The following is a 5519-nucleotide window of genomic DNA, read 5'->3' on the forward strand; positions in this document are numbered from 1 at the left end:
AGCGCAGAAGCATGGGTACTATGGCAGAATTGTCAGCTCATTCTTAACCGGATTGACTAAAAATCAGAACGTTACAAATTTAAACATGCTCTAACGGTATAGACACACGAACGTTTTCCGAGTTTAGCCATCGGTATGCGGTCACTGCCTTTCCTCCTGGCCCTTGCTTATTTGCATTCAGGAAGTGGCTCCCCCTAAGAAATGGGTGGTGTTAATGAAGCAGGGGATGCTGTGACATGATGCCAGGCCTGAAGAACCGAAGGCTGCCAGGAACCTGGTCTTTCAGTTTTACAAGCTAAGCGTGCATGTGTTGCTAGACAGAGGCCGTGTTCTTTTTCTTGCGCAGGTTTCCAGAGACTATCCTTTCCACCAGCTCCGCCTTGCATCCGTGAGCGCAGGAAGCATGGCGGAGCTGGTGGGAATCTATCTCGCTGCCCTGGGCATCCTGTTCCCGCAGCGGTGAATATATCACGCCCCCTGCCCCCATTACCTTCCTTGCTTCCGTATGATAAGGACTGACAACCAAATAGAGAAAATGGCAGATCAAGCATTGATAGTAGGTGGCACGACAGGAATGGGCAGGGCCACCGCAGAATTGCTGCTCAGGGGCGGCATTGAGGTCATCATCATGGGCAGGCCTGGCAGGAAGCTAGAGGCGGCAAGGGAAGAGCTGTCCGCCCTTGGCAAAGTCCATGCAGCAGGCGTAGACTTGTCGCGCCTGCCTGAGGTGCAGCAGTTCAGCAGTAACCTTAAGACAGCGTTTCCTGATTTAAAGTACCTGCTCAATGCAGCAGGGTACTTCAGCCCTAAGCCCTTCCTTGAGCATACCGAGGAGGACTATGACCGCTACCACGCGTTCAACAAAGCCTTCTTCTTCATCACCCAGGAGGCGGCCAGGGTGATGAAAGGCAACGGAGGCGGGTCCATTGTCAACATTGGCTCAATGTGGGCCAAACAAGCAATCAAGGCAACTCCCTCCTCCGCGTATTCCATGGCCAAGGCGGGTTTGCATAGCCTTACCCAGCACCTGGCCATGGAACTGGCAGACTACAATATCCGCGTCAACGCCGTTTCCCCGGCAGTGGTGGTGACACCTATCTACGCTGCGTTCATCGAGGAAGATAAAATAGAGGAGGCACTGCAGGGGTTCAACTCCTTTCACCCGATAGGAAGAGTCGGGCGGGCGCAGGATGTTGCCAATGTCATTCATTTCCTGCTCACAGACAAAAGCTCCTGGGTAACCGGGTCCATCTGGGATGTGGACGGTGGAGTGATGGCAGGCAGGAACTGAACAGCAGCTTTATACATAAACCTTAGAAAGAAATCCTATGTCAACTTATTCAGCAGATAAACCTATCGCTATTTTCCATGAGCACCCGGACTGGTTCCGCCCCTTGTTTAACGAACTGGACGCCCGTGGCATACCTTATGAGCGCCTGAATGCGGCAGAGCATACGTATGACCCTGCGCAGAAAGAGCTGCCTTACAGCCTGTTCTTCAACCGTATGAGCCCATCGGCTTACCTGCGCAACAACGAGCAGGGTATTTTTTACACCCTCGGCCTGCTGGCACAATTAGAGGCGCGTGGCATTCCGGTGGTAAACGGTTACAAAGCTTTCCAGTACGAAACGTCAAAAGCCCTGCAGATTACCCTGCTGGAGCGCTTAGGGCTACCTTACCCGAAAGCCCGTGTCATCAACCATCCTTCTCAGGCACTGAAAGCGGCAGAAGGTCTTCGTTACCCGGTGGTGGTAAAGGCGAATATCGGCGGTAGCGGTGCCGGAATCGTGCGCTATGACTCTGCAGAGGAACTTGCTCAGGCGGTTGAAGCCGGAGAAGTGAAACTAGGCATAGACAATACCGCGCTGGTGCAGGAGTATGTGGTGGCCCGCGGCGGACATATAAACCGTGTAGAAACGCTGGGCGGCAAATACCTTTACGCTATCAAGGTGTACACCAACGGCGAAAGCTTTAATCTCTGCCCTGCCGACATATGCCAGACCACAAACGGCAAAGAACTGACCCGCAACGCCTGCGCGCTGGATGCACCAAAAAACGGTTTGAAGGTAGAAGGCTTTACGCCAGAGCAGGAAGTAATTGATGCCATTGAGCGTATTGTGCAGGAAGCTTGTATCGATGTAGGTGGTATTGAGTACATGGTGGACGAGCGCGATGGCCAGATCTACTATTACGATGTGAATGCCCTGTCGAACTTTGTGGCAGATGCGGTGAACGTGATTGGCTTTAACCCGCATGAGCGCCTGGTGGATTACCTGGAGAAGAAAGCGCAACTAAACCTACAGGAGGCTTAAGATGGAGTTTGGATATTGGTTACCTGTTTTCGGAGGATGGCTCCGCAACATTCCGGATGAGGGCATGGACACCTCCTGGGAATATGTAAAGACATTGGCTCAAAGAAGTGAGGACTGGGGCTACAGCCTCTCGCTCATCGCTGAGCTGTATTTGAACGATATAAAAGGGCAGGCGGCTCCTTCGCTGGATGCCTGGTCTACGGCGGCGGCACTGGCGGCTGTTACGGAGCAACTGGAAATCATGGTGGCCGTGCGCCCAACTTTCCATAACCCGGCACAACTGGCCAAGCAGGCTGCCAACATCGACCTTATCAGCAACGGCAGGCTATCGCTGAACGTGGTGTCGTCGTGGTGGCGCGATGAGGCCACGAAGTACGGCATCCATTTCGAGCAGCACGACGACCGTTACGCCCGCACCAAAGAGTGGCTGGACGTGGTCACGAACGTGTGGGAGAAAGACCACTTCACGTATGAGGGCAAGTACTACAAGGTGGAGGATAACATCCTTCAGCCGAAGCCTGCGAAGAAGCCATTTATCTATGCCGGAGGTGAGTCGGAGGCAGCTAAAACACTTATCAGCACGCAGTGCGACGGCTATGTGATGCACGGTGATTCTCCTGAAAGAACAGGGGATCGTATTGCCGACATGCGCCGCCGCCGCGAGGCGCTGGGGCTGCCGCCAATGAAGTACGGCGTGGCCGCCTACAGCATCGTGCGCAACTCTGAGGCAGAGGCAAAGCAGGAACTGGACCGCATTACGGACGTGAAGGCGTCTGCCGCCGGTTATGATAACTATCAGCAGTGGCTGGCGGGTACTCAGTTGGAGCAGGAGCTGTCGCTACAGGACTATTCTGTTACGAACCGCGGATTAAGAACGGGTTTGGTGGGTACTCCGGGAAAGATTCAGGACCGTATCGGTGAGTTTGAGAAAGTGGGCGTTGATTTCTTCCTGCTGCAGAGTAGCCCGCAGCTAGAAGAAATGGAGCGTTTTTCTGACTCCGTTATCAAAGCCTTCAACCCGCAACAACAATCAGCATAAAGAACAAAAAAAATCTTCAAGCAAGAGAGGCTCCTTGTGATAAGGAGCCTCTCTTGCTTATAAATCAGTAAGCAACTTTATAATCTGCAGGCATTTTTTGATAGAATTTTCTGTTTTGCGTCTTAGAAACTGTTTTAAAACCTATTCAAGCAGGAATGCATATTTCGCAAAACAGGTTATATACCGTAGAAATGGCCTTTATGGCTACAATTTTTTTTTAAAAATGACTGTCAAACAGGTTTTAAAACAGCTTCTTAGAACAGTAATTCTTTTCCAAATGACTGCCTCGTTCGGAATAAAGTCGTCCTTACTGGTGCTATTTGTTACTGAACCCAGGCTTCAGCTTATCCTTGAACACCTTCCTGAATTTTTCTACCTTCGGCCTTACCACAAAGCTGCAGTACGGCTGCGAGCCATGTTGATTGTAATAATCCTGATGGTAACCCTCGGCCTGGTAAAATTCCGACAGTGGCTCAATGTCGGTTACGATGGGGCCGTTGAAAGCACCCGAGGAATCTAGCTCCTGCCTGTATTTCTGTGCCCGCTTTTGCTGCTCCTGGTTATGGTAGAACACAACTGAACGTTATTGGGTGCCCACATCGTTGACTTGGCGGTTTAGCGTAGTGGGGTCATGCGTATTCCAGAAGACCTCCAACAGCTCGTCATAGCTTATTCTTTGGGGGTCATAGGTAATCCGGAGCACCTCTGCATGGCCTGTAGTGCCAGAGCAAACTTGTTTGTAGGTGGGGTTCTCCACGTGGCCGCCCGCATATCCCGACACCACTTTTTCCACTCCTTCTAAATCCTGAAAGATAGCCTCCGTACACCAGAAGCATCCGTTGCCGAATATGAGCATTGTTTCCTATAAGCCTTTTTCTTGGGTTTGATGGCTGCCTACCCATCGTTCTGGCTTATGAAGGAGCCAAAGAAAAACTGCCCGCTCCTGCAGCCCTGAAGCTTATTCCTTCCCTTACCGCTCCTAATGCTATGCGAAATACATGCAGTCTCGTATAAGCAAAGGAACTACATACGTTAGCGTACCTTCAGGGTATCATCATGTCACCACCTTTACAGCCGGCCATCCCAGAGGAGGAGCTTGTGGCACGGCTGCAGGCAAAAGACAGTGCAGCCGTCTCTATACTCTACAAAGACTACTCAGCCACCTTGTATAGCGTGATACTGCCCATCGTCAAATGCAAAGAGACAGCCGAGGACGCCCTGCAGGAGACTTTTGTTAAAGCCTGGGCTTCTTTCGCCTCCTACAACAGCAGCAAGGGTATGCTAAGTGCATGGCTGCTGAAATTAGCGCACAGCGAAGCTGCCGACATGGTCGGCACACCGCACTACCGAATGAGCCAGGAGATGGGCCAAAACAGGTCTTGGCTGAAGCACACTGCCCACTACTCCTTCAACCCAGAACACATTGGCGTGAAAGATTTAACGGACGCCCTGAAGCCGAAGCAAAAGGCAGTAGTAGACATGATATACTTCGGGGGATACAGCCATAGCGAGGTAGCCCGGGAACTGAGAATCCCCTTAGGCACGGTGAAGACCAGATCCAGGAGCGCGATGCAGACATTGAGAAGGCTCTTCGCACCACAGGCCAGGGTGTGCCCTTTGTTGGAGCGGGCACGGCCACCCAGTCACTTTCCCATGCGACGCGGGAACAGAGGAAGACACCCCTCCTAGCACAGGACCCTCAGGCCCAGGCCAAGAACAGAGCGAAGGCTATTACTGCACGCTTGACGCCTTCACTTCTGTTTCTTTTTTTGCATCGTGAGCTGTTAAGGGACGAGCATATTGAGGTGAAAACAAATGCTGTGACTATCGTGCATGATGTACGCTACAGGTATAAAGAGGAAGCGCCCATACAATGTATGGGCGCTTCCTCTTTTATTATGATATCAACCAAACTTACTTCATCTCCACCAGCTCGCCGCAGGCAACCGGAAGAGTAGCCATATATCTTCTGGGGCTAGGGTTCCTGCTAGCTGGCACGACTTTGTTATTGATCACATAAGCGCCATGAATCACGATAACGCGCTTATCCAGCTCCAGGTCTTTTACTGTCTGGGTGCCGTTGTGCATGGCATCGAAGGCAGAGACAAGCGAGCTGGTCTTCACCTTCGCGCCATAAGCAACGGTGCCGGCGGAGGTGGCAACAGGGA

6 protein-coding genes and 1 pseudogene are annotated in these 5519 nt (G+C 51.9%); 5 read left to right on the forward strand and 2 right to left on the reverse strand.

What is annotated here, in order from left to right; translation table 11 throughout:
- Positions 1 to 307: 307 nt before the first annotated feature.
- The 4 genes from E1919_RS26815 (at position 308) to E1919_RS26830 (ending at position 3351) form a co-directional block, all read left to right on the forward strand.
- Positions 308 to 463, forward strand: a complete 156-nt coding sequence (locus E1919_RS26815) for a hypothetical protein (RefSeq protein ID WP_162056475.1) — start codon at positions 308 to 310, stop codon at positions 461 to 463.
- A 72-nt stretch (positions 464 to 535) separates the two neighbouring features.
- Positions 536 to 1291, forward strand: coding sequence for an SDR family NAD(P)-dependent oxidoreductase (locus E1919_RS26820; protein ID WP_162056476.1), 756 nt, complete (start codon positions 536 to 538; stop codon positions 1289 to 1291).
- A 37-nt stretch (positions 1292 to 1328) separates the two neighbouring features.
- Positions 1329 to 2312: an ATP-grasp domain-containing protein gene (locus tag E1919_RS26825; protein ID WP_162056477.1), complete on the forward strand. Its 984-nt coding sequence runs from the start codon at positions 1329 to 1331 to the stop codon at positions 2310 to 2312.
- 1 nt (position 2313) lies between these two features.
- Positions 2314 to 3351, forward strand: coding sequence for an LLM class flavin-dependent oxidoreductase (locus E1919_RS26830; protein ID WP_162056478.1), 1038 nt, complete (start codon positions 2314 to 2316; stop codon positions 3349 to 3351).
- Positions 3352 to 3667: 316 nt separating this feature from the next.
- Here the strand turns inward: E1919_RS26830 and msrA are convergent.
- Positions 3668 to 4207, reverse strand: a pseudogene (msrA, locus tag E1919_RS26835) (peptide-methionine (S)-S-oxide reductase MsrA).
- A 200-nt stretch (positions 4208 to 4407) separates the two neighbouring features.
- Between msrA and E1919_RS26840 the strand changes: the two are divergent.
- On the forward strand, positions 4408 to 5040 hold the full coding sequence (locus tag E1919_RS26840; RefSeq protein ID WP_162056479.1) for an RNA polymerase sigma factor: 633 nt from the start codon (positions 4408 to 4410) through the stop codon (positions 5038 to 5040).
- A 225-nt stretch (positions 5041 to 5265) separates the two neighbouring features.
- Here E1919_RS26840 and E1919_RS26845 read toward each other — a convergent pair.
- Positions 5266 to 5519: hypothetical protein (locus tag E1919_RS26845; RefSeq protein WP_202916009.1), on the reverse strand; the 254-nt coding region annotated here is incomplete at its 5' end.

The sequence above is a fragment of the Pontibacter pamirensis genome (assembly GCF_010015475.1).
Lineage (GTDB): Bacteria > Bacteroidota > Bacteroidia > Cytophagales > Hymenobacteraceae > Pontibacter > Pontibacter pamirensis.